The sequence below is a fragment of the Saccharothrix sabaoui genome (assembly GCF_051756985.1).
Classification (GTDB): domain Bacteria; phylum Actinomycetota; class Actinomycetes; order Mycobacteriales; family Pseudonocardiaceae; genus Actinosynnema.
Genome location: NZ_JBPKJK010000056.1, coordinates 24,491 through 47,048, shown reverse-complemented (window position 1 = coordinate 47,048; position 22,558 = coordinate 24,491). Strand labels below are relative to the sequence as shown.

Genomic DNA, 22,558 nt, shown 5'->3' with positions numbered 1-22,558 from the left:
ATCAAGGCGTCCGGTTCAAGGGGACAACCTCACCTGGTACCAGTCCGTCTGCTCTGGCAGTGTCGAGCTGGTGGTCTTGAACTCGGCGCGCGAGCCGCGTGATGAGCTCGTCCCGCACGGCTCCATCGGGGCTTCGCAACGCGGCCACCAACATCGCACGCCCATCAGCATCGTCCAGGAGCGCGTCAACGTCGATCTCCGGGTTCTGCCGCAGGACGTAGCGGGCGGCCAGGTGAGCCTGGGTAAGTGGGCTCCGGAAACGGAATGTCGTTCCCTCGAATCGACCGAGGTCAGCCACGACGACGGCCGCTACGCTATTGGCACCGACAGCTGCGTTCGGATCGACGATCAGACGAAACGCCGCCTCTTCCGCGTGCGCCACTCTCGCGGCAAGGTCTTCGCCGAGGTACCCTGCCAGATCAAACCGGGACGCAAGGAAGCCGTCAATCACCTCCTTCCGGGATTCGCCCCGGAATGGCGCCGTCGCCCAGTACGACGCGAGGCCGCTGAACAAGGCCACTTCCCGCCGCAGCTCGACGAACTCCGGATCGGTGTGCAGCCGGTCGAGCAGGGCCGCATGCGTCGATATCGTGATGCCATGGCGCTGCAATAGTCGCAAGCTTGACAGCGCCGTCAGCTCGCCGACCGCGAGGACGACGTCAGCGTTCGGCGGTGGCGTGCGCATCGCGATCACGGCCCGGTCCCGGTGCCTGGTGCGCAGGAACTCTCCGACCGCCGCCGCGTACTTTGCTGCCTGGTCGAGGGTCAGATCGTCGCCGATGTCGAACGCGAACAGCCACCGGTGGCGGCCGGTCCTGTCGTCGAGGTACTTCCCGAGCTTCTCCCCCACCACGGCGTCGTCGAATCCTTCAGTAAGATGCCGCCGGATCGCGCCCACGGTGATGCTCTCCAACGCGCGCACCTCGACATACACCACGAGGTCCCGCGGCTTGCGCCGGTGGAAGGACCGCCGGCACCAGTCAAGGGCGAACCGGCGGAGCACCGCCGTCTTGCCCGACCCGCGACCGCCGCACAGGAACGTCACTCCGCCAGCGACAAGCGTCGAGACGGACAGGCTTCTCGGCGGCCGTCCTACAGGCTCGTCCATGCGCCGCACGCCGAGGTCGACCTGGTGCCGACGATCGATGCGATCACGCCGCTCGCTCTGCTCGATCCGGAGTTCGACCGCCGCGAGCACCTCCTGCATGTCGTGCCGGTCGATGCTGGGGGCAAGCAGGACGACCGTCGCACCGATGATGCTGAGCACCACCCCGGCAGCAGCCAGTGCTGCGAACTTCACGCCGGTTCCCGCGAGCGGCGATAGGTCCTGGGTGTACAGCGGCACCGCCGCCATCGCCACCGCGAAGAGCCCCAGGATCATGCAGGTCACGCCGACCGTAAGGCGCAAGACGCCACGCTGCACCCGACGTTGCTGCACGACGGCGACCATGGTCACCACAACGGTCGCCAATCCAGACAGGGCGGCGACCAACCAACCCACTACCCCAATCAGCGTTTCCTCCATGCCCTACCCATACATGATCAACGATGGCGGCCGCGGCGGCCGCTCAGCCGTATTTCGAATCGCCATCCCCAAGCGTTAGCGATTCCACGTGACCGCTGCCGGGGGATCCGCTATCAGTGAGCCCTTTCCAACCTCATCCAGCGTCGAGGTGAAGCGTGAGGACGGCTCTGGTCAGGTCGGTGGTGCGGGTCGTGAAGCAGCGGAGTCTGCGCAGCAGCCGCCAGGCCTTCAGGATCGAGACGGATCGTTCGCCGAGGGCGCAGATGCGGGCATGTGAGCGGTTGACAGCCTGCTGACCGGGCGAGAGGTTGTGCCACTTGCCGCGATAGGGCACGCGGATTGGACTGCCGGTTCCCCGGCAGGCCTTGTCCGCCCAGCATGGGATGGCCGCTCCGGCCAAGGCGTCCACGATGCCGTGGGCGCGGGCCGAGGTCAGATCGTGGGCCGCGCCTGGCAGTGTGGGCGAGGTCCAGAGCAGTCGCCCGGCCGGGTCGGCGAGGACTTGGACGTTCATGCCGTGGCGTTTCTGTTTCCCGAGTAGTACGGCCGGTCGGCGGCGATGCGGTCGATGGGCAGCAGGGTGCCGTCGGGGATGACGTATGCCTTGCGTGTGGCGACTTTCAGCGCGTCGGCCAGGTCCGGTGCCAGTGCCGCCAGGAGTTGGACAGCTTCGTGGATGTAGCGGCAGACAGTGGCCAGGCCGACGCCGCCCCCGCGGCAAGGCGGCTGTAGGTGTCGCCGCGACGCAGATGCGCCAGCACCAGCAGGGCTTGGCGTCCGGGAACCAGCCTGCGCCACCTGCTGCCGATCCGGCGCCGGTGCGTGGTCAGTTCCCGGGCCAGGAACTGAAGGTGTGAACTGGACAGGTCGATCGCTGATAGGCGGACAAGCACTCGAAGCTCCTGGCGATGGCCTTGCTCATGGTCGAGAAGTCATCTACCAGGAGCTTCGCAATGCTGCACCACGGTCACCGCCCACGCCATCAGATCGGAAAGGACTCAGTGATGGATTTGCTCTACAGGCTCGGGGAACGCAGCCGCATGTCGTGGCGGAAGAAGCCATGGAGCCCACACCTACAAGCGACTACAGTTAAGTGCGCCCGGTGGCGAGACGCCGCGTCGAAGCAGGCAGCTCTCGATCCGGGCCCGGATGATCCGGCCATCGCCCTCTCCGGAGAAGGGTGCAACCTGACGTCCGCCGGGTTCCGCACCGCTCCCGGCGGAGACAGCAAGGCAGCCTCGCGCCAGCTAGGGCGTGTCTGACGGATCTTGATGTTGAGGTCCGGCAGAGTTCCGGTCATGGGCAAGCAATTGATGCCGGATGCGGCGTGGGCGGTGCTGGAGCCGTTGTTGCCGGATCATTCGCCGCGTCGGGGTGAGCGGTGGCGTGATCACCGTCAGGCGATCGAGGGCATCGCCTACAAGTACCCGGTGGGCGTGCCCTGGCGGGAGGTGCCGGAGCGGTTCGGGCCGTGGCAGACACTCTACGAGCGGTTCGGCCACCGAACTCGTGATCAACCTCAAGCGCACGACCCACGAACTGCTCCCCATCGACTTGAGCGGTGAACCCACCACCGTCGAACTCATATCGCATGTGGAAATCGGCGAACTGATCGACCGCCGACCACAGAAGGCGCTGAATCACAGCATGACGAGCACAACCTTTTGGAAATAAACTGACCAGCAGAGCACAAATTTGACACGTGCATGATGCCGCCCGCCTGGGCTACGGTGACCAGGTCGCCCTCAACGGCGAGCGAGTCGAACAACGCCCATATGGCCGCATTTTTGCGGAAATGATGTGGTGAAGCAGCCGGAGGGGGAGCAGTGCGGGAGCCGCGGCGGTGGTGGCAGGAGGTCGAGGCGAGCGACTGGACGGCGTTCGCCATGCCTGACGACCTGGTGCGGGAGCGGTATACCGCCCTGCTGGCCGCGCTGGAGGAGTTGTCCACTCGCGGCCCCATGTCCACTCTGACCGAAATCGCCGATCAGGCCAAGGAGGTCGGCTACCACGATCCCCTACCCGAGGGTGAGTTGCGTTCGGCGCTCGACCAACTCGCCAAATGGGGATTCGCCGAGCCCTTCCGGGACTACGCGGCGCCGGTCCGCAGTTTTCAAGGGATGGTCGTCCGACAGGAATCGTGGGCACTCACCCGCAAGGGCAGGGGGATCGTCGCCGCAGTGCGACTCGCAATCGTCGACGCACGGAGAGCACTGCAACTGCCCAGCAGGCTCCTCGACGGGGTTGAGAGCACGATCCGCGGATTGTTGGCACACGCGGATAGCGACCCGGGTTTGCTCCCGGTGGACTTGGACGACGTGCGGACACGGGTCGACGAACTGCAGAAGGTGACCGCCGACTTCTACGCGGCACTCGCCCAGATGGTGCAGTCCGACGTCACCGACGACGATGTCTTCGGCGAGAACCGGGACCGGGTCGTCGAGGCGTTGCGGCAGTTCCCTCGCGAATACGAACGAGCGCTGCAGCGAGTGGAAGCGGCTTTGAAGGATTTGCGAGCGGCGGGCCATCACGCCTTGGTGGAGGCTGCGGTCGGCCACGCCGGTTTGATCGATGCGGCCGATCAGCAGAGCTGGGTGGAGGACAGGGTGCGGCGGCTCGCCGACCTGGAGGCGTGGTTCCACCCCGACGGCACAGTGCACCGGTTGATCGCCTCGGCGACGGGAGCCGTGCACACGCTGCTCGTGGCGATCGACCGCCGCTACACGGCCCGCCGGAGGGGATCCGACCTCGGGCACGACTTCCGGATCCTGGCGCGGAGTCTCCACGGGCAGCCGACGGACGTCGAGGCCCGGCGTGTGTACGCCGCCGCGTTCGGGGACTGGCCCGCGTGGCACGCCGTGGCTCGGGCGACCGAGGAGGACGTGGCGCACGGGACGTTGGCGGTGGGTAGCCGCACCAGACACCACGTCGAGGTGACACTGCGGGAGCACGAGCGCCACGGACCCCCCAGCGGACGACCGCGCAAGGTGGCGGACACGAGCAAGGAGCGCGAGGCCGCACTGAAGGACGCCGCAGAGCAAGCCGTGCACCGGCAACGGCTGATCGCCTTGTTGGAGACCGGTGGCGAGGTCGGGCTGGACCACTTCGCCGGGCTCACCGCCGACGCGGCCACGGTCCTGATGCGCACCATCGAGGTCGCGCTGACCCGGTTGGACCCCGTCACCGGCCTCGGACGAGCCTATGCGGACAGCGCGAACCTGCAGGTTATGGTGAGGATCGGGGTCCCGGGGAGGGTGGTCCGCGTCCGACTCTCCAACGGGGTGCTGACCGCCCCCGATGTTCGCGTGCGCGTCATCCCGTCCGCCGACGTCGAGACCGATCCCGACACCGAACGCAAGGGCGGTGCGGCATGAGCAGCGCCCGTGCCCTGACTCCCGAACTCCGGGAGCCCGCGCGCAAACTGATCGCCACCGGTCGCATCCTGGCCGAGCGCGATGTGGAGCTGTACCGGGCCGCCGTGCAGGGGCGCCGCGACCTGACCGAATTCTTCCGCACGGAGCTCGGCTGGACTCTGGAGGTCGTCGAGTCCGCTGAACTGGTCCGCCTCCACAAACGTCGCACCGACGTGCCGACCGACCGGGGACCGTGGTTACGCCGTGACGGCCGTGATGCGCACCTGGCTTCGAAGGACGTGCTTGTACTGGTCGCGCTCGTGTGCGAACAGCTGTGGCGCAGGCCGCGGATGAGCCTGCGCGAGTTGATGCAGGCCATCGCCCAGGTGTGCGCCGCCGAGGCGCCGACCAGGCAGCTGCCCCACTTCAAGATCGTCGCCTCCGACGGCACGGGGAAGAAGGAGGCGCGGACCAGCCGGATCAACCTCGTCGACGCCCTCAAACTCCTGGAGAACGAGGGGGCGATCTCCGTGGACGCGGACCTCGACCGCGTAATCGGCGAGGACGAGAGCGATCTGGTGGTCACCGCCTCGCGGGAGAGATTGGCGCAGAAGTTCTCGGCGCTGTCTCCCGCCCTCCTCGGCTTGGAGGGACTGCCGGTGGCCCGGCACGCCGATGCCCTGTCGTCGAGCGTACTGGTCGACGACTCCGCCCCCGTGGACGAACCGACCGTCGACGACCGGCGACTGCTGGCCATCCGCCGCCTGGTCGACGATCCCGCCACCGACCCGCTCGACGACCGGGCCGCGATGCCGTACCTGCACACACCCGCCGGCCGCGACCGGGCTCTCGAGGTCACCGCGGCCCTGGGGTTCACCACGACCGCTCGGCGCGACTGGTGGGAGGTCACCGATGCCACCGGCATCGGCACGTCGATCAACTTCCCCAACGGGCGGCGGAACGAGCGGCAGGCGGCGCTCGCCCTGCTGGAGGCGGTGAACCGGCGTGCCGAACCGCAACGCGAGCTGCACATCTCCGAGGTGGTCGAGTTGTTCGAGCGGGTGAGGACGACCTTGCCGCGCTGGGCAGCCGCCTACGACCACCGCCTGCGCGTGCTGGCGAGGGCGGCGGCTGCGGAACTCGTCGCCGTCGGGTTGCTCGTACCGGTGCGGCAGGACACCTGGCAGCCGACACCCGGTGTCCACTTCTGGCGGGTCGTGGTCCGGCGCACCAACACGTCGAACACCGAGGAGCACAGCGAGCGATGAGCACTACGGAGCACCCGGCGACGCGGTTGGGGGCTGTGCGCGATCTGCCTTCCGTCGGTGTGCCGGGCGTCGACGGCCGTTGGCAACCGTCCCGTGCCGGTGTGGTCAACTCCTGGGCCTGGTCCAACGAGGTCTTGGTGTTCGCGGACGGTTGGATGACCCTGACCGGCCCGAACGGGTCCGGCAAGTCTTTGACGGCGTCCATGCTGGTCACGCTCCTCCTGGACGCCGACACCTCGCAGACCGCCCTGTCCGTGTCGGGCAAGGCGGCGGGCACGCTGACCAGCAGGCACACCGACCGCAATGAACGTGAGGACCGCACGGGCGCCTGGTGGCTCGAATACGGGATGCGGGACGCGGACAGTTCGGAGACGACTTACCTGACCACCGGGCTATGGCTGCGTTCGGTCGGTGGAAACCTTCAACGGGCCTTCTTCATCGCGCCTGCTCGGGTCGGCCCGCAACTCGTGCTGGAACGGGAGGGGAACCCCGTCCGCATCGAGGACCTGGCTGCTCAACTGGCCATGGCCGGTGGCGAGTTGTTCACGTCGGCCGCCCCGCTGAGGTCGAAGGCTTCGGGGCACCTCGCGGCGGTCGGTGACGAACCCGGTTACCGCCACGCGGTGCGCACCCGCCTGTTCGCCCCGCTGGACGAAGTCCAGTTCGAAGCGCTCGTTGGCGTCCTGCGCAGCCTGCGGAGCCTGCGCACCGCGGAAGCCATCCCGCCGGCTCAGATGCGCGCCGTCCTCACCGAGGCCTTGCCCGCCTTGGACCCCGACCGCCTGACCGTCATCGGCGAAGCCATGGAACGCATCTCCGAACTGGAGACGCAACTGGTCGACATGCGCGACGAGGCCAAGCAGCTGACTGCCACCGACAGGCGGTACCAACGGTATGTCTCGGCGCTGGTCGCGGTGGAGGCGGCGCAGCTCGCGGCGGCCAACACGGACTTCGACGCCCAGACGCGCCGGACCCGGGATGCCACCGCGAAGCTCGACGCGGCCCGACGGGAGCAGGACGAGGCCGCGGAGCGGCTCAAGGACCTGAACGCCCACATCTCCAAGCTCGAAGGTCGACGGGATGCGACGGACACCGCGCTGCGCGGTCACGCCGGAGCCGAACTCCCGCACATGGAACGCCGGGCGGCGGAACTGACGCAGGAGGCCGTTCGAGCTGAAGGCCGAGCCGACGAAGCCGAGCACGACGCCCGGAGCGCAGCCGAGCAGTCCGTCGAGGCCGCGTCGAGCGCCGTGGAAGGGGCGGTCCACCTCGCAGAGCTGTCCGACGAACTGCGCTCCGCATCCCGCGAGGTGGGAGCCGGCGCCGCACTCGACAGGCTCTTCGAGGTCGCTGACCTGCTGACGTCGGCCGGCGAGCACGAGCCGTCGGCGGTCGAGTTCCAGCAGACGTGCGCCACCCCACTGGCGTGGGTGGCCGCGCGCACCGAGCAGGTCGCCCGCGTCGACGGAGCGCTGCAGGCGCACGCGGACGCCCAACGCGACGAGCGCTCGGTCGCCCAGGAGCTGCGCCGGCTCGAACAGGACGAGACCGAGGCCCGGCACCGCGCGGAGGACTCGACCCTGGCACGCCAAGCGGCCGAGGCACGACTGGTCGAGGAGGTCGCCGCCTGGGAGGCACGGGGCACGCACTTCGGCGACGTGCCCGTCGACCTAGTCGAAACGCGCGATTCGGTTGGCGAGCGCCTGGCACCGGACCGCATTGAAGCCTGGCTCTCGTCGGCTGAGAGCCTCGTCCGCAGCCGGATCGACGTGGCGGGACGTCACCGCGCCGCCGACACCGCCGCGGCTCTGCGGGATCAGGCCGAGCAGTCGCTCGGCGCCGCGCGCGAGGAGCAGCGGAGCGCCGAGGAGGCAGTCGGGGAGACGACCGCGGCGCTCTTGGCGGTGCACGAGGAGAACCAGGCCGAGGAGGCGGAGGACGGGCGCCGACGCGACTCGGCGGCCGAGAGGTGCGCACGGGAGACGGTCGCCGCACGACACCAGCTGGACATCGCCGAGCAAGCCGCTCGCGAAGCCGACGCAGCCGCCGGGCGGGCCGCGACGAGTTGGGTGGAGGAGATCCACCGGTGGCACCATGCCGCGCGGTTCCTGACCACCGTCCCCCTCCCCGAACCCGCCGTGGACATCGACCCGGCCACCGTCCGGATCGCGGTGGTGCAAGCGCACGCGCAGGTGAAGACAGAGCTGGAGCTCCTCGTCGACGCCGCTCGGCGGGCAGTCACGAGCGCTCGGGGCGCGGTTGACGAGGTCGAGGGCGCACTCGCCGATGCTCGGAGGGCGGCTCCGGTTCCGACGGCGCCCCCGTGGCGTGGTCGCCGACCGGACCAGGGCGTACCGCTGTGGGCCCTGGTGGACTTCGCCGAGGGTTTGTCACCCGACGAGGCGGACCGGCTGGAGGGTGCACTCCTGGTCTCCGGCCTGCTGGACGCGCTCGTGACGCAGGACGGTTCGGCACTGGTCGGCGACCTGGTCCTCACCTCCGACGTACCGGCGCCGGGACGCACGCTGGCCGATCTGTTGCGCCTTGAACCCTCCCCCGGCGTTCCCCCGGACCGGGTCACCGCGCTGCTCCGGTCGATACCGGCTCCTCAGGTGGTCGAGCACGGCATCATCGCCGCAGGGGCCCTGACCGCAGCCGCACCTGAGGGGTACCGCGCGGAGTTCATCGGCCGCACGACCCGCGAGCGCAGGCGCCTGAGGCTGGTCGCCGACCTGGAAGCAGAACTGGCCCGCGCCGTGGCGGTGGTCGGCGCGGCCGAGGAGGAGGTGTCGAAGCGGGAGGCGGACGTCCTCGCGGCGAGGGCGGAACGCGACGCGTTCCCCGAACCGACCGCACTCTTGAACGCGCGCCGGGAAGCGGAGCGGCTCCGTGCCGAAGCGGACCAGGCACGGCACCGGGCAGCGGAGCGCACGACCCAGGCGGAGCGGGAGCGGGACCGGGTGCTCGCCCTGCTGGACGCGGCAGCGACGAAGCGGGTCTCCCGCGTCGCCAGTGCCGAGCAGCAGCTCCGTCATGCCGAGGAGGTCGCCGTCCGGGCACGTTCCAAATCCGACGAGGCGGCACGGGTAGCGGAGGTACGTCGAACGACAGCAGCCGAGACGGCCACAGCACTGAGCGAGGCGACCGAAGCACAGCGGGAGGCAGATGGCGAACGCGCGTCGTTCCCCGACTTGGAAGATGTCCGGCGTGCACACACAGATGAGGACCGCCACGAGGAGGAGTTGCGTCGCGCGACCGCGCTGGTCATCCCAGCCGCGGAACGCCACCGGGAAGCCGGCGAGGCGGTGCGGGAAGCCCTGCGTCGGCTGAATCACGCGGCCACGCTGCCTGACGGGACGTTGCTGCCCACTGAACGAACGCTTCTCCGGGAGCACGGCACCATCGTCACCCGCCTGGGGCACCAGGTGGAGCTGTGGGGACAGGCCGCCAAGCGCGCCGCTGACCTGTCCCGTCAAGCACGCGCCTCGGCCGACGTGGCTCGTCAACGCGCCGACATCGCCGCCAGGTCGCGGGCTGAGGTGGAGGAGGCCAGGCTCACCGCGATCCGTGAAGCCTCCGCCGTCGCCGAGGCGCGGGAACTGCACGGTGCCGAGTACGAGCAACTGCGGTCCGCCAGGGAACAGGTCGTCACCGAGCTGACCGGCGCGAAGGAGGAGCACTCCGGGGTGCTCAAGCGCGGTCAGAAGGCCGGAGAAGCCGCAGCCGCAGCACAGGCCACGCTCAATGGCATCGCGCCCCAACGCGAGGCCGCCGAGAGACGACGTGATGGGTGCGTGCGACAACTCGGTCGGCTCGTCGAGGAACGCTTCGCCTCCGTACCGGACGACCTCAGGGACGACTCGGGCAAGCCCGCGCACCTCACCGCCGCTCTCACCTGGGCACGACGGCTGCTGGCCGACCGCACGGGAGGAACCGACCGGTTGGAGGCACTTCGCCAGGCACGCGCCCAGGCGCTCTCCCAACTGGAGGCGAGCGTCCGCACGACCAGCAGCGCTTTGGCGCGGTTCGACCGCCAAGTCGTGCTCGAAACCGTCGAGGGCACCGAGTGGCGTCGTGCCGTGGTGGCCGACCCCGGAGCGAACCGGGGTGAAGACCTCCACGCTGCCGTCGAGAAGCTGGAAGCGACGGCAACGCAGTTGGAGGAGGACCTGCGAGATGACGTGAAGCGCACCTTGAAGACGGGCCTGTTCACGCAACTCCGGCGCGACATCCTGGTCCGCAGGCAGGCGGCCCAGGAGTTGGTTCGCCACATCCGCGGCACTCTTGCCGAGGTGCGCACCGGTGTGGCCAAGGTCGGCGTGCAGGTCGACTGGATCGTCCGGGAGGACGAGGACGCCCGGCGCATGGTCGAGTTGATCTCGCAGCCGCAGTCGGATGAGATTTTCGAGGACATGTACACCGTGCTGCGCCAACGGATGAACGAGAAGGCGGGCGAGTCGTGGAAGGACCGCGTCGCGCACACCTTCGACTACCGCTCGTGGCACGACTGGAAGATCTTCGTCACTCACTCCTCCTTCAGCGACCAGGACCAGGGGAAGTTCCGCGAGGTGACTGCGCGTTCCAACCCGCTGGAAACCCTGTCCACCGGCGAGCGGCGGTTGGCGACCATGCTGCCCCTCCTCGCGGCGGCGTGGTCGATGTACTCCGGAGCGGACTACCGGGGACCGCGGTGGGTGTCGATCGACGAGATCGACGCCGCGTTCGACGAACCGAACCTCCGGCAGGTGCTTGCCCTCCTCCGATCCTGGGAGTTCGACGTGCTGGCGACCGCACCGTTCATCACTCCCATGATCAAGAAGGAAACGGGTCGGGTCGTGGTCCACCAGGTCGTCACCGCGGGCAAGCGCCGCGTCACCGTGCCGTGGCTGTGGGAGGGACAGGGCGAGCCGGAAGTGCTGACCCTCGACTTGGCCCTCGGCAGGAGCGACGACTGATGCCAGCACGGCTGGACGACCTGGCACGCGACCAGGACCTGGCTCCGCTGTGGGAGGCCGTGCACAGGAGGCTGTGCACGGGTGCTCGACCGGAGGCCATCGCAGGGATTCGCGTGGACGGCCTGTCGACCAACGGGATAGCGCTGCTCAGGGCGTGGCTGGACACCACCACGCGCCGTCGACGCGACAAATCGGCCGTGGAAGTCCGGGACGGCGCGGCAGTGGTGCCGTTGCGCCAAGTGCTGACCGCCCTCGGAGTAGGGACCGACCAGTTGCTCCCCCTGGTTGAGTTGGCCGTGGGGCGTCCGGTGATCGACTCGGCGGCCCTGCGACGGGAAGCCCTCGCCCAACGACGTGACCTCTGGGCCGAAGTCGAGGCGAAGCTGCCCACCCTGCCTGGTCTGGTCGCGCGGATGCGCGCCGCGGGAACCGACGACGAAGCGTCGGTCCGGCGCTTCACCGACGCGCTGGCGAAGATCGTCTCCGCACTGCCGTGCGATCCACCGATCAGCCTGGCCAAGTTGTCCCACGACAATGCGGGTGATCCCCACTTCTTCGACCTCGATCGTCTCGCCGGCGCGCGGCTCGTGAGCGCGGTCGCGGAGTGGACCGGCAAGCCCGAACCGACACGTCCCGATTTGATCCGGGCTCTGCTGACCGAGGTAGGCATCCTCGCCGACCGGTTGTCCGCCACGGTCCTGTTGCACCAAGTGCGAGTGGTCGGCGACGGCCCGGTGGACCGCCGCCTGCGCGACGCGACCACACCGGTAGCGGTCACGCTGCTGGACCTGACCGTGCACCCACCCACGCTGGCTCCCCAGGTGCTCACCGTTGTGGAGAACCCTTCCGTCCTCGAAGCCGCGATGCGCCACCGAAGCCCGCTCGCCTTCGCATGCACCAGCGGCCACCTCGGCAGTGTCGACCACGCTTTGCTCCAACTCGCCGTCGACCAGGGCGTTGCCTTGCGCTACGCGGGAGACCTGGACGGCCCTGGCCTGCGCATCGCCGGCCAGGTCGCGACGACGTACGGAGCCACGCTGGTTGCCATGTCTGCGGACGTCGTCCGGCACGCCGGGGCGGAGCCGTCTGCCGTGCCGTTCGGTGAGCCTGCCGACTGGCTCGATCCCGGACTCCGAGATGCCATCGCCCTTTCCGGACGCATCGTGTACCAAGAACACGACGCGGTGTTGGGAGAGCTTCTCACGGATCAGCCCGATCTACATACGCACTCGACTTGAACACGAATCATATCCAAACGGTCGTCCGCACGCCTTGGAAAGTCACGTGTCGACGTAGTCTTCGAGGTTGTCGAACTGCCGCTGAACGCGTTCGGCTTCGCAGCTTTGTCCCTCGTACAGCCTCCAGCACTTCCCGCCATATCATCCAATAAGGCCACCAGTGCAAGCGTCCAACTATTGAAGTTTGTGATGTTGTCAACATTTTTAGCGAGTTCACTTCGCGTCGTTTAACGCCGAAAATACCCGCAGACGCCGCCCGTAGTGACGGAGCGTGTTCACCGAAGAGGGCTCCGGCTTCCGCTGCATGAAAGTCTCCGTGGGGAATCCCCCACTCTTGCCACAGGAGGCTCGCGCCCCTGCTAAGCTGGACTTATGAGCCACCCCTCCTCGACAGGAGTGGGGAATTTCCCACGGGCGCGTGTTCGGGCAAACCTCTCGGACACGCGCACTATTCACACGGCCCACGGGTTTGATGATCACATCAGCCTCGTGGGCCGTGTGCGTGTAGCGAACTTGCAGGTCAACTGCCCTGTAGAGGCTCGCCACGCTCTCTATCTCAGCATCGGCCAGGGTCGCTCCGACGTTACCCAGTGAGTCGATCATCGCGTGCACCTCGGCTGCGCTCAGCGCGTCTGGTGCCGGCGTTCCCTCCAGTTCCGCCCGCGCGGCTGCCCGTACCGCCTGCGCCTCGTTCATCGGCTCGACCAGTGCCAGCGGGTCAATTCCCGCTTTGATCGCCTCTTGGAACCGGCTCAACTGAGCTTCCGCTTTGGCGAGCCGCGCTTTCACGGCCTCCCTGCCGTTCGCCGCGCCGTTCGCTCCCTGCGACTCCAACAGGGCGGCAACGGTCCGGTCCCGGTTCTCCGGCGCGAACAATCGCCCGAGCCACCCGTTCACCGCATCCTGAAGAACGTCCTCGCGGAGGTAGACCGTAGGCGGATGCGTGGCGAGCGCAGGTGATCCGGGCGCGAGCGTCCTAGCCGGACACCGGTAGTACACGCCGCGCGCTCGTGGGCTTGCTTCCATCTTCCGACCGCAGGCGGTGCACCTAACGATGCCCCGGAACAGGTACGGCCGTTTCGTGGGCCGCTCGGCGCGCTCGGTCTTGCGTGCCGTCTTGAGCCCGCCAGCGGACTTCGACTTGCGTAGCAGGTGCGCCTGCGTGAACTCCTCAACGCTCACGATCGCCGGGTGCGCAGGCTTGCGGGACCGCACGATCCGGTCGGCGCTCGCCCGCCGGAAGCGGATCACGTAGCCGGCCGCCACGTCGTCAGGGTCGAGCAGCATCTCCTGCCGCGCCCACCGGCCGAAGAACGCGAACCCGGTGTACCTCGGGTTGTCCAGGATCGCCCGGACCGTGCTGCCCTGCCAGCCATCGGCCAACCGGTGCCGGTTCTGGTCCGGCCGCCGAGCAGACGGGCAGGGAATCCCGTCCCTGTTGAGGCCCGTTGCGATCGCCCGGTCACCTCGACCGCGCACGTACTCGGCGAAGATCCGCTGGACCACCTCCGCCGACTGCTCGTCAATGGCCAGCACCCGCAACCGGTAGCCCTCACTCGCCTTCCGGGGGTTCGGGTGCGGACCACCGTCCACCACGACGTAACCGTACGGCGCACGTCCGCCCTGGTGCCGCCCCTCGTTCACGACTTGAGCGTCCATCGCCGCGCGAACTCGTGCCTGCACGTGCTGCCGCTCGGATTCGCTCATCCCTCCGAGCACGCTCATCAGCATCTTGTGTGACGGGTTCCGGGCGTCGAACTTCCCGCCCAGCTCCGGCACCCACAGGTCAACGCCGTACGCGGCGAACTTCGGCGCGACGAGTGAGAACTGATTGCCGAACCAACACCGAGTGCCCTCCCCGACCACCAGGGCGTTCCACCCGCGATACGAGTCCTTCAACGCCGCGAGCAGCCGAGCCGCCTCTTCGCGCCGCTCCCACGGCACGGACCTCGACTGCCCTACGTCGAAGAACTCCTCAGCGACGACACCGCCAAGCGGCTCCACGAACTTCCGCGCGTTGCCGAACTGCCAACCACGCGACGTCTCGGGATCTTGGTTGTCCTCGGTCGAGCACCGCCCGTAGACCGCTACCGGCCCGATCCCGTCCTCGATCGCTTCGACCACCTCGACGCCCAGCAGCTCGTCCAGCGTCGCCCACGGATCTCGGCTGATTTCAACAGTCATCGTCACCCCCTCCCGGAGGTCCGTCCAAGACCTCCACCTCGGTCAGTTCGACCAGTATGGCAAGCAGTATGCGGCTGGTAGAAGCCGTCAGCACAGGTAGTTCATCCGGCAGGCGCACGGTGACACGGCCATCACCGGTCATGCCTGATCACCGCCCTGCGAGCCGATTTCATCATCCCTACTCGCTCGACAGCCGCCCGGATGTCGGCCGTCAGGTAGCCACGGACACGCCGTGAGGTCTCCCCATCCGGCACGTACTGCCGCAGCGGCTTGCACCCCAGCTCGCTCATCTCGCGAGCGAACGTGACCGCCTCGACCTCCAACCCCTCGACCAGCTCCGATGTGGGCACGAACTCGCGTTCGTCCAGCTCCTCGCCGAGGTAGTCCACGACCGCCGCCAACGGTTCCGGCAGGTCCACGACCCATCCGTCCGACGTCCCGCTCACGATCGCCTTGACGACCGACGTCGAGTCGATCGGACGTGCCGCATCGTCACCCACGGCGTGACCGGCGAGTGTGCCCGCGGCTTCCCTCAGCGCTCGACCACGCGCACAGATCACCCTCCACTCGGCGTTGGGCATGTAGTACGTCCGCACGGTCATGGCGATCATGTCCGTCCCAGCGTCCGTCTCGCCGTCCGGCCGGAGGATGCCGACGCCCTTGTGACTCGGCAACAACGTCGAAGCGTCGTACCCACGCGTGTTCATCTGCTCGCCGAGCACGATGTTCGAGTCACGCCAGTCCATCACCCGCAGCGCGAACCGCGAGCCGAGCACCGCCCGCAGCCGAGACGGGATGGTGTTCGAGTCCGGCCGCTGAGTGGCCAGGATGACCACCACACCGGCCGCCGGTCCCTTCCGCACGAGGTAGGTCAACAGGTCCGCGATGTACGCGCCGAGCGTGGTCTTCTTGCCGCCCACCTGCTCACGCGTCGGGTTCTCCAGGAACACCTGAACCTCGTCGATCACCACCCCAGTGATCGGCATCGCAAGGTCTGCGTCCCGCGAGATGGCTGGCGTGATCTTCGACTCCGGACAGATCTCATCGTCCAATGTGGCCATCCGCGCATACCGCGCTTGGACCTCCGCCACCAACTCCACGAGGTGATCCCGCACGGCGTACGCGTGCTCAAGCTCGTCCCCGCACACGTAGCGGTAGGCGATCTGCTCGGCGGCCTCCCAGTCCTTGCCACCCTTCCCGTCAAACACGTACAGCCGCGCGTACGGGTCCAGCACGAGCCCAGCGGCAGCCAACCGAGTAGCGAACGTCTTGCCCTGCCTAGGAATCGCCCCAACGAGCAATGACGTCCACACCAACGGAAGATCAATCCGCCGGTTCCGCGCGTCCCGACCGAACGGCACCGGCCGCCACGCATCCCACCGCTCCACGTCGAGCAGCGGCGTCCGCAACGGCGCACCCGCATACGGGTCTTCATCCGCCACCCACAGAGCCACCCGCCCCGCGTGCCCGCCCCGACCGCGGACCCGCTCCACGATGAGCTGCACCTCGTCCACCGCCAGCGCCGATGCCAGCGCGTCCCGGTGCTTGATGACGTCCACAGCCTTCCGCGTGGCCGGAAGGTCGACCGTGACCGCCCAGCCCTCACCCACACGTGCCGCGCGCTCGACCAACCGCAAGGTCTCGTCCTTGCCGATCAGCTTCGCGTCCCGGAACGCGTCGACCAGGAGCTGCGAGTCCATCGTCCAAGCCAGTGTGCGCGGTCCACCCAACACCGCCTTGCGCCCCGGCGAGCCGTCCTTCCGACGCCCCACGATCGCCAGCACCACCGACACCAACCCGGCGGCACTCCACAAGACAATCCCGCCATAGAGCACGTACAGAACGAGCAGCGCCGCCGCGACAGCCCCGACCACCGCACCGGTCACCTTCCACCGGAACAGCGTCAAGACGCGGATCTCCACGAACTTGTCCGCCAACTTCTCGGACTGCTCCGCAGCCTCCCGGTAGTCCCGCACGCGAACCCAGCGCCGCCACGCGCGAGCCGCTACCACTGCTCCCCTGCCCACTCCGCTGACGAACCGACTCGGCAGACCCACAAGCCATCCGAGTACATATTTCAACCAACACTGAAGGAATTGTGATGACTTCAACTTCGGCGGTACGACACCGCCTCGCCGCCAGCCGCTCCCCAACCGCCGAACCAACGTCTTCGGTTCACCGACCAACTCGCCATCGAGCACCGGCTCCGTAGGCACCAGGTCGCCGTTCATGAACGGCCCCCGTCCTCCATGAGCGCCGCAGCAAGCCGTGACGACAACCCGCGCGAGCACCCGGTGACTTCCCGGACCCACGCCGGCGTCACCTTCACGTCCGGCGTCCGCGCCGCCCGAGCCACCGCGAGATAGTCCGCGAACGACGTCCGCGGAGCCGTAGGCGCCGGTGCCGGCGGAGCGCTCGGCGCAGCGCTCACGGCCGCGCCGAGCTTGTCCCGCAACTCCGTAACCGCCTCCGCCGCCACGAACACGACCAACGGCGGCACCGAGTGCAGCACCACGAGCGCCGCCGAGCCGGCCACGAACGCACTCCAGGTGTTCATGACGTACGTGGCAGCGAGCGTGAACCACTTCGCCGCCCGCACCCACCCGCCCATCCGGACGCCGTACCGCGCGGTGACCTGCTCGGCCCGGAGAATCGCCAGGAGCACGAGCGACACCATCGGATCGAGCAGCCACGCCGCAGCCCAGGCGAGCGACCACACCGGCGCACCAGCCGCTGCGAACTGCTGGACGTTGGTCATCGTGAACGCCAGCCCGAGCAAGATCCCCGTCCAGCACAACCGGTCAACCTGTCGAGCCGCCCGATCAACCGGCTCACTCATCGTCGCTCACCCCGACGACGAGACGGCTCGTACGTCGTCACGGTCAGCGCTCGCGTCAACGCATAGGACGCGAACAGCGCCGGCACGACGAGCACCACCAGGAGCAGCCACCCGTCACCGCGATGGGTGATCACGACCCACTGCACGAGCACGATCAATACCGCGTTCACGGCCACCCGGCCAGCGAGCGACACCAGCCGCGCACTCGTCCGTGCCGCACTCGCGGCGGCCTTCGCTCGCCGAGCACCAGCCCGCCAGACGAGCAGCAACACCAGGACCACGCCGAGCCCAGCGAGCAGTTGCGTCGGAGTGAGGCTGAGAGCGTTCATGAACCCGGCCCCCTCTCGACCCGTTCACCGCGTCGCAGCCAGTGCGGGTGCAGATCGCGCCGATCATCGGCAGCCAGCCCACCCCACACGCCGACCGTGTCCGCCCCGGCCGTGCGCAACGCCAGTTCCAAGCACTCGTCCCGCACCGGGCAGCCGGCGCACATGCGCGCGGCCAACTCCCGATCGGTCATCTCCTCGTCAATCCACGGCGGCAAGTCCGGGAACGCCTCCATGCAGAGCCCGTCGCGTTCCACGACCAGGGCCAGCACCGCACTCGGCACCCACCGGAGCCGGTCCAGCTCCCAGGCGATCTCAACCAGGTTCACGGCGTGCCTCCCGAACGGGGCTTGCCGAGCAGCCGCACGAGCGCGACCACCGGGATGACGAACCGGCCGTGCCGCCGCACCAGCGGCAGCCTGCCGAGCCGAACGGCGCGGTGGATCGTGGCCGGCTCGACTCCGAGCGCCCAAGCCGCCTGACGAACGGTGTAGCCGGAAGAAGACAGAGAAGTACGCATCAGAAAAGCCCTTCGACTAATCGAGCTGACGATTTCAGCTCTAGATTGCTGATTTCAGCGCAACGGAAGGCGCGTTTGATCGCACCCGACGCGAAATGCGCCGTGTCACGTCACGGAACAGCGGAAGACGGCTAATCTCAGCGCTGAGGCGGAGCGCGGAGGAATACGTGTCGGAGGATTGGGCGGCAGTCGCCAAGGCCATCAACCAGCGCGTGAACGAGCTGGGTTGGCGTCAACGGGAGCTTGCGGAACGCTCGCACGTCTCCCAAGCGATCGTCCGCGAGATCCAGCACCACACAGTCGAGCGCCGCCGCAGCCCGCGGACCCTGGAGTCCCTGTCGACCACGCTCGGCTGGCACCCGCAGCACCTGGACTCCGTGCTGCACGGTCGAAGGCCACCGGAAGCCGACGAGCCGATCACCAACCCGACCGACAGCCTCTGGTCCCGTTTGGACGGTTTCGAGCAGCGGCTCAACGACATCACCGACCGCCTCGACGACCTCAAGTCGGACCTCTCGACCGTGATCGAACACGTCCGCGACCGCCGCTAGCGCGATGCATTTCCGCTGGTAGAACGAGCTGCTTTCCATAGGCTCAATTCCACAGCGGAGAGGCCTTCGGCCCCATGCATCACCGATGCACATCCAGTGCACCACCAGTGCACATCGCTCCGGGGGATAGCGAGAAGATGAGCCAGCACGAGGGTTGGACCGGCCGAACCGCCAGCGCACTCCAAGCAGCGATGCGCCTCACCAACGAAGCGTTCGCCGAGCACCTGGGAATCGCCGTCCGCACGGTCGCCGGCTGGCACCAGAAACCGGACCTCAAGCCGAAGTCCGAGATGCAACAGCTCCTCGACACCACCCACGACCAGGCGGACCCAGCGGTCAAGTCCAGGTTCGCCGCCCTGATCACACCGAAGCTCGACCTCCCCGACGGCTCGGCAGCCGACGCCGAACTACGGCTCAGCTCAGACCCGAACATCGTCGCGGCGCTCGACTGGCTCGACCAGCACGCAAGCTGGGAGCCGGGAACGGCACGGCGCGACGTCGCCGCCCGCCTCGTCCGCCTGGACGTCCGCGCGCTACAGGACCGGGGCGTCCGCCGAGGTCGGGTGAACCAGCGCGACACAGCACGAGCGCTCGCTGAGTACTACGGCACGACCACCACCGACCACGGCCGCTACGCCGCCCGCTTCGGCTCCGCCACCCGCGCGTCCACGACCGTGCTCACGCACCCGAACTGGCTCGACCTCGACTGCCCACTCATCTCGGCCCACGACCGGCTCAAGCTGTCGACCGTAACCCCGGACGATCTTCAGCCGATGAACGAGGAGAGCGCTGGACGCGCGGCCCAGCGGCTGGCCGAAGCCCTGGCGCTCGGCAACCGCATGGTCAACATGCCGCTGTATCGACTACTCGACGTAGGCGTGCAGAGGAACAAGCTCGGCGGCGGAGTCGGCGTGACGAACTTCGTGGGGTACGTGGTGACGATGGACCTGCTCGAAGGCGAGCTGGTCGATGCGCTCACCACCAACCAGCCGATCAGCCCCGGCGCCCTACCCCTCCGCGACGCCTACCTACCCAACCTGCTCTCGGTCCTCGACGTCTCCAGCCGCATGTGCGCGGGCGGCGCTCTCGCCCTGACCGCGATCGCACGGCCAGCCGACCCCTTCCGCGGCGAAGCGGACTACCTCCTGCTGGTCCAGGAACGCTCCGGCCACGTCATCAACGCCGCACGCCGCCTGGCCGTGATTCCCAAGGGCTTCCACCAGCCGCTGACCGACTACCGGGCCGATACCCAGATCGGCGCGACGCTCCGCCGCGAGATGGAAGAGGAGCTGTTCGGCCGCGACGACATCGACAACACGGTCGGCGACCAGCGCCACGCGGACCCGATGCACCCGACCCGCCTGTCCGAGCCGATGCGCTGGCTGCTCGCCGAGCCCGGACGTCTGCGGATGGAGTGCACCGGCTTCGGCCTGAACCTCGTCAGCGGTAACTTCGAGTTCGCTAGCCTGATCGTGATCGAAGACGAACAGTTCTGGACCGAGTTCGGCGGACAAGTCCGAGCGAACTGGGAATCAGCGAACCTCCGTCAGTTCTCCAGCCTCGACACCGACAGCCTCGAAGAACTGACCAACGATGTAGCGTGGAGCAACGAAGGACTGTTCGCGCTCCTCCAGGGACTCCGCCGCCTACGGCAAATCGGCGGAAGTCGCGTGAACCTGCCAACGATCGAATGGGAGACAGAGTGACCGCCAACTGGCAAGCCGGAAACGCCAACGAGGACGGCGCGGTGACCCGCGGCTGGCTGGTAGGCCACTTCATCGACCCGTCCGAGGGCGTCCGGTCCCAGAAGGACGTAGAGGTCAAGTGGTTCAACCACCCGGCGGGTGACAAGCGCGTCGAGTGGACCTCCGACGACCAGCGAACCACCCTGGTCCTGTTGGTACAGGGCAACTTCCGCATCGACACCACCGAAGGCAACACCACCATGACCCGCCCCGGCGACTACGTCATGTGGGGTGCCGGCGTCGATCACTCGTGGGAAGCGCTCGAAGACTCGACCGTCCTCACGGTCCGGTGGCCGTCACAGACCTGACACCTCGACCGCCGGCAGCTTCACCCGCCGGCCACCAATCTCCGCAAGCCGCCGAAGTCCCTGGAGCAACGCGAACAGCCCTTCGTTGCTCCAGGACTTGTGCGTCACCAAATCAGCAATCAATTCGTCATCGAGGCTCGAATACAACCGCAGACCAGACGCCTCCCAGTTGGACTCAATCGCCCCACCGAAGCGCGTCCAAAACTCCTCGTCCTCGATAACCACAAGACTGGCGAACTCGTAATTCCCGCTCACCAGGTTGAACCCGAACCCGGTGCATTCCATCCGCATCCTGCTCGGATCATCACGCAGCCACCTCATCGGCGCAGACCACCGGCCAGGGTGCATCGGCGAAGCCGCACGACCCTCCCCCACCGTGGTGTCCACCTCGTCGCGGCCGAACAGCTCCTCCTCCAGCTCACGGAGCAGCGTGGCACTGACCCGAGCGTCCGCACGCACATCGGTCAACGGCTGGTGGAAGCCCTTCGGCACGACAGCAAGCCGCCCGGACGTGTTGAGCACATGCCCCGACCGCTCCTGCACCAGCAGCGCGTAGTCCGGCGCTCCCCGGTACGGATCACGCGGTCGAGCGATCGCACACAGCGCCAGCACACCACCCGCGCACACCCGGCCCGGTAGGTCGAGCACGGCGTCGAGATTCGGCAAGAACTCGCTCCGAAGCGGCAGGGCATCCGGGCCCGCGCCAGAGACCACCGCGTCAACCAGCTCGCCTTCGAGCAGGTCCGCCGTCAACGCGTACTCGGCGAAGTCCACCAACCCCACAGTGCCCTCGATGGCCGAGTCGACGTCTACTCGCAACAGCCGGTAGAGCGGCAGGTTCATGACTCGTACGTCCAACGTGGCCCACTCAGCGAGCCGTGCCACGGCCGCCTCCGCCGCCGCTTCACTCAAGCCAGCGCGCGGGCCGTCACGACGGCCGGCAAGCACCAGGCGGTCGTTCTCCGCCGTCAACGAAGCGGGCTGATCAAGCCACTCGTGACGAGCAAGGATGCTGGTCCTGACGTCTTCGCCACCACAACGCACGCGGTACATGTCGTACTCCGCGACTCCACGGCGGTAGTACGCACGCAGCGCCCGAACGATCTGCTCCCGGCTCGCCCTCGTGCGCCGATACCGCCAGTCGACCAGCGCGCCCGCCTCGAACGTGGCGAGCTTGGCGTGAACCTTCGCCCGACTCTCCCCCGGCGCCCACCCGGCCCGCTCGTCCAACCAATCCGCCATGCCGGCCAAATCGGCGTTGCCACGCATGTCCAGCTTGCCGACCCTGTTGCCCGCAGAGCCAGCGGCCGAAGGCTCCGCCAACAGGTCATGGATGCTGGTCCGGAAGATCTTCTCCAACAGCCGAGCAGTCACCGGCCGCACCGGACCGAGCGGCTGACCGGACGACCTCCGCCCCGCAGCCAACCTGTGAAGGTGGCGCAAGCTGATCGTGCCGGGTTCTCCAGCCTCCCGTGCGAAGACCTCGACGTACTCGGCGAACTCCTCCAGCGTCTGCTGTCGGTCCCAGATCTTCTGCTCAAGCACCGTGCGCGCCGTCCGCATGACCACCTCTTATCGGCTGATTCTGCGCTGACAAGCCGTTGATTTCAGTGTGTCACGACGCAGCAGTCACCCGTCCCGAGGCCCGTTCCACCCAACCAACCCGTCCCGACCGACGGGACACCAAGCACATCAGCACTGACCAGCGAAAACGCGCCGTAGTGACGTTTGGGACGGGACACATCA

At 68.0% G+C, this 22,558-nt stretch carries 16 protein-coding genes and 1 pseudogene; 8 read left to right on the top strand and 9 right to left on the bottom strand.

Annotated elements, in window-relative coordinates:
* Position 1: 1 nt before the first annotated feature.
* Positions 2–1,525, bottom strand: a complete 1,524-nt coding sequence (locus ACR807_RS19270; protein ID WP_438922726.1) for a hypothetical protein — start codon at positions 1,523–1,525, stop codon at positions 2–4.
* 133 nt (positions 1,526–1,658) lie between these two features.
* Positions 1,659–2,418, bottom strand: a pseudogene (locus ACR807_RS19265) (transposase family protein).
* 405 nt (positions 2,419–2,823) lie between these two features.
* On the opposite strand from ACR807_RS19265, the gene ACR807_RS19260 reads away from it, so the two are divergent.
* The 5 genes from ACR807_RS19260 (at position 2,824) to ACR807_RS19240 (ending at position 12,339) form a co-directional block, all read left to right on the top strand.
* Positions 2,824–3,090 (top strand): transposase, encoded by a 267-nt coding sequence (locus ACR807_RS19260; protein ID WP_438922725.1) that lies wholly within the window; start codon positions 2,824–2,826, stop codon positions 3,088–3,090.
* A 261-nt stretch (positions 3,091–3,351) separates the two neighbouring features.
* Complete coding sequence (locus ACR807_RS19255; protein WP_438922724.1) at positions 3,352–4,899, top strand: DUF2397 family protein; 1,548 nt, start codon at positions 3,352–3,354, stop codon at positions 4,897–4,899.
* The gene (locus ACR807_RS19250; protein WP_438922723.1) at positions 4,896–6,146 is read left to right on the top strand and encodes a DUF2398 family protein; all 1,251 of its coding nucleotides are present in this window, start codon (positions 4,896–4,898) and stop codon (positions 6,144–6,146) included. The genes ACR807_RS19255 and ACR807_RS19250 overlap by 4 nt, the downstream gene beginning before the upstream one ends.
* Entirely contained in the window at positions 6,143–11,101 is a 4,959-nt protein-coding gene (locus ACR807_RS19245; RefSeq protein WP_438922722.1) for an SbcC/MukB-like Walker B domain-containing protein, read from the top strand. Before ACR807_RS19250 ends, ACR807_RS19245 begins: the two co-directional genes overlap by 4 nt.
* Positions 11,101–12,339, top strand: a complete 1,239-nt coding sequence (locus ACR807_RS19240) for a DUF2399 domain-containing protein (protein WP_438922721.1) — start codon at positions 11,101–11,103, stop codon at positions 12,337–12,339. The genes ACR807_RS19245 and ACR807_RS19240 overlap by 1 nt, the downstream gene beginning before the upstream one ends.
* A 213-nt stretch (positions 12,340–12,552) precedes the next feature.
* On the opposite strand, the gene ACR807_RS19235 is transcribed toward ACR807_RS19240, so the two are convergent.
* From ACR807_RS19235 to ACR807_RS19210, 6 genes are all read right to left on the bottom strand, one after another.
* A complete protein-coding gene (locus ACR807_RS19235) occupies positions 12,553–14,523 on the bottom strand; it encodes a recombinase family protein (protein WP_438922720.1) in 1,971 nt (656 codons plus the stop codon).
* Between the two features lie 131 nt (positions 14,524–14,654).
* The gene (locus ACR807_RS19230) at positions 14,655–16,754 is read right to left on the bottom strand and encodes a cell division protein FtsK (protein ID WP_438922719.1); all 2,100 of its coding nucleotides are present in this window, start codon (positions 16,752–16,754) and stop codon (positions 14,655–14,657) included.
* The gene (locus ACR807_RS19225) at positions 16,751–17,362 is read right to left on the bottom strand and encodes a hypothetical protein (RefSeq protein ID WP_438922718.1); all 612 of its coding nucleotides are present in this window, start codon (positions 17,360–17,362) and stop codon (positions 16,751–16,753) included. The genes ACR807_RS19230 and ACR807_RS19225 overlap by 4 nt, the downstream gene beginning before the upstream one ends.
* A complete protein-coding gene (locus tag ACR807_RS19220) occupies positions 17,359–17,691 on the bottom strand; it encodes a hypothetical protein (RefSeq protein ID WP_438922717.1) in 333 nt (110 codons plus the stop codon). Before ACR807_RS19220 ends, ACR807_RS19225 begins: the two co-directional genes overlap by 4 nt.
* A complete protein-coding gene (locus ACR807_RS19215; protein ID WP_438922716.1) occupies positions 17,688–18,017 on the bottom strand; it encodes a WhiB family transcriptional regulator in 330 nt (109 codons plus the stop codon). The genes ACR807_RS19220 and ACR807_RS19215 overlap by 4 nt, the downstream gene beginning before the upstream one ends.
* Positions 18,014–18,208 (bottom strand): helix-turn-helix domain-containing protein, encoded by a 195-nt coding sequence (locus ACR807_RS19210; RefSeq protein ID WP_438922715.1) that lies wholly within the window; start codon positions 18,206–18,208, stop codon positions 18,014–18,016. The genes ACR807_RS19215 and ACR807_RS19210 overlap by 4 nt, the downstream gene beginning before the upstream one ends.
* Before the next feature lie 167 nt (positions 18,209–18,375).
* On the opposite strand from ACR807_RS19210, the gene ACR807_RS19205 reads away from it, so the two are divergent.
* The 3 genes from ACR807_RS19205 to ACR807_RS19195 all read left to right on the top strand — a co-directional run bounded on the left by ACR807_RS19205 (position 18,376) and on the right by ACR807_RS19195 (position 20,812).
* Positions 18,376–18,759, top strand: a complete 384-nt coding sequence (locus ACR807_RS19205; RefSeq protein WP_106614129.1) for a helix-turn-helix domain-containing protein — start codon at positions 18,376–18,378, stop codon at positions 18,757–18,759.
* Between the two features lie 137 nt (positions 18,760–18,896).
* Positions 18,897–20,465, top strand: coding sequence for a transcriptional regulator (locus tag ACR807_RS19200; RefSeq protein WP_438922714.1), 1,569 nt, complete (start codon positions 18,897–18,899; stop codon positions 20,463–20,465).
* Positions 20,462–20,812, top strand: a complete 351-nt coding sequence (locus ACR807_RS19195; RefSeq protein ID WP_438922713.1) for a signal peptidase I — start codon at positions 20,462–20,464, stop codon at positions 20,810–20,812. The genes ACR807_RS19200 and ACR807_RS19195 overlap by 4 nt, the downstream gene beginning before the upstream one ends.
* Here the strand turns inward: ACR807_RS19195 and ACR807_RS19190 are convergent.
* Entirely contained in the window at positions 20,801–22,375 is a 1,575-nt protein-coding gene (locus ACR807_RS19190; protein WP_438922712.1) for a transcriptional regulator, read from the bottom strand. The two genes, ACR807_RS19195 and ACR807_RS19190, sit on opposite strands and share 12 nt — an antisense overlap.
* Positions 22,376–22,558 lie beyond the last annotated feature (183 nt).

What these genes read in the sequence shown, in the direction of transcription:
- ACR807_RS19270 (WP_438922726.1), bottom strand. Translation starts at nt 1,525, where the DNA reads ATGGAGGAAACGCTGATTGGGGTAGTGGGTTGGTTGGTCGCCGCCCTG.
- ACR807_RS19260 (WP_438922725.1), top strand. Translation starts at nt 2,824, where the DNA reads ATGGGCAAGCAATTGATGCCGGATGCGGCGTGGGCGGTGCTGGAGCCG.
- ACR807_RS19250 (WP_438922723.1), top strand. Translation starts at nt 4,896, where the DNA reads ATGAGCAGCGCCCGTGCCCTGACTCCCGAACTCCGGGAGCCCGCGCGC.
- ACR807_RS19245 (WP_438922722.1), top strand. Translation starts at nt 6,143, where the DNA reads ATGAGCACTACGGAGCACCCGGCGACGCGGTTGGGGGCTGTGCGCGAT.
- ACR807_RS19240 (WP_438922721.1), top strand. Translation starts at nt 11,101, where the DNA reads ATGCCAGCACGGCTGGACGACCTGGCACGCGACCAGGACCTGGCTCCG.
- ACR807_RS19235 (WP_438922720.1), bottom strand. Translation starts at nt 14,523, where the DNA reads ATGACTGTTGAAATCAGCCGAGATCCGTGGGCGACGCTGGACGAGCTG.
- ACR807_RS19230 (WP_438922719.1), bottom strand. Translation starts at nt 16,754, where the DNA reads ATGAACGGCGACCTGGTGCCTACGGAGCCGGTGCTCGATGGCGAGTTG.
- ACR807_RS19225 (WP_438922718.1), bottom strand. Translation starts at nt 17,362, where the DNA reads ATGAGTGAGCCGGTTGATCGGGCGGCTCGACAGGTTGACCGGTTGTGC.
- ACR807_RS19220 (WP_438922717.1), bottom strand. Translation starts at nt 17,691, where the DNA reads ATGAACGCTCTCAGCCTCACTCCGACGCAACTGCTCGCTGGGCTCGGC.
- ACR807_RS19210 (WP_438922715.1), bottom strand. Translation starts at nt 18,208, where the DNA reads ATGCGTACTTCTCTGTCTTCTTCCGGCTACACCGTTCGTCAGGCGGCT.
- ACR807_RS19200 (WP_438922714.1), top strand. Translation starts at nt 18,897, where the DNA reads ATGAGCCAGCACGAGGGTTGGACCGGCCGAACCGCCAGCGCACTCCAA.
- ACR807_RS19190 (WP_438922712.1), bottom strand. Translation starts at nt 22,375, where the DNA reads ATGCGGACGGCGCGCACGGTGCTTGAGCAGAAGATCTGGGACCGACAG.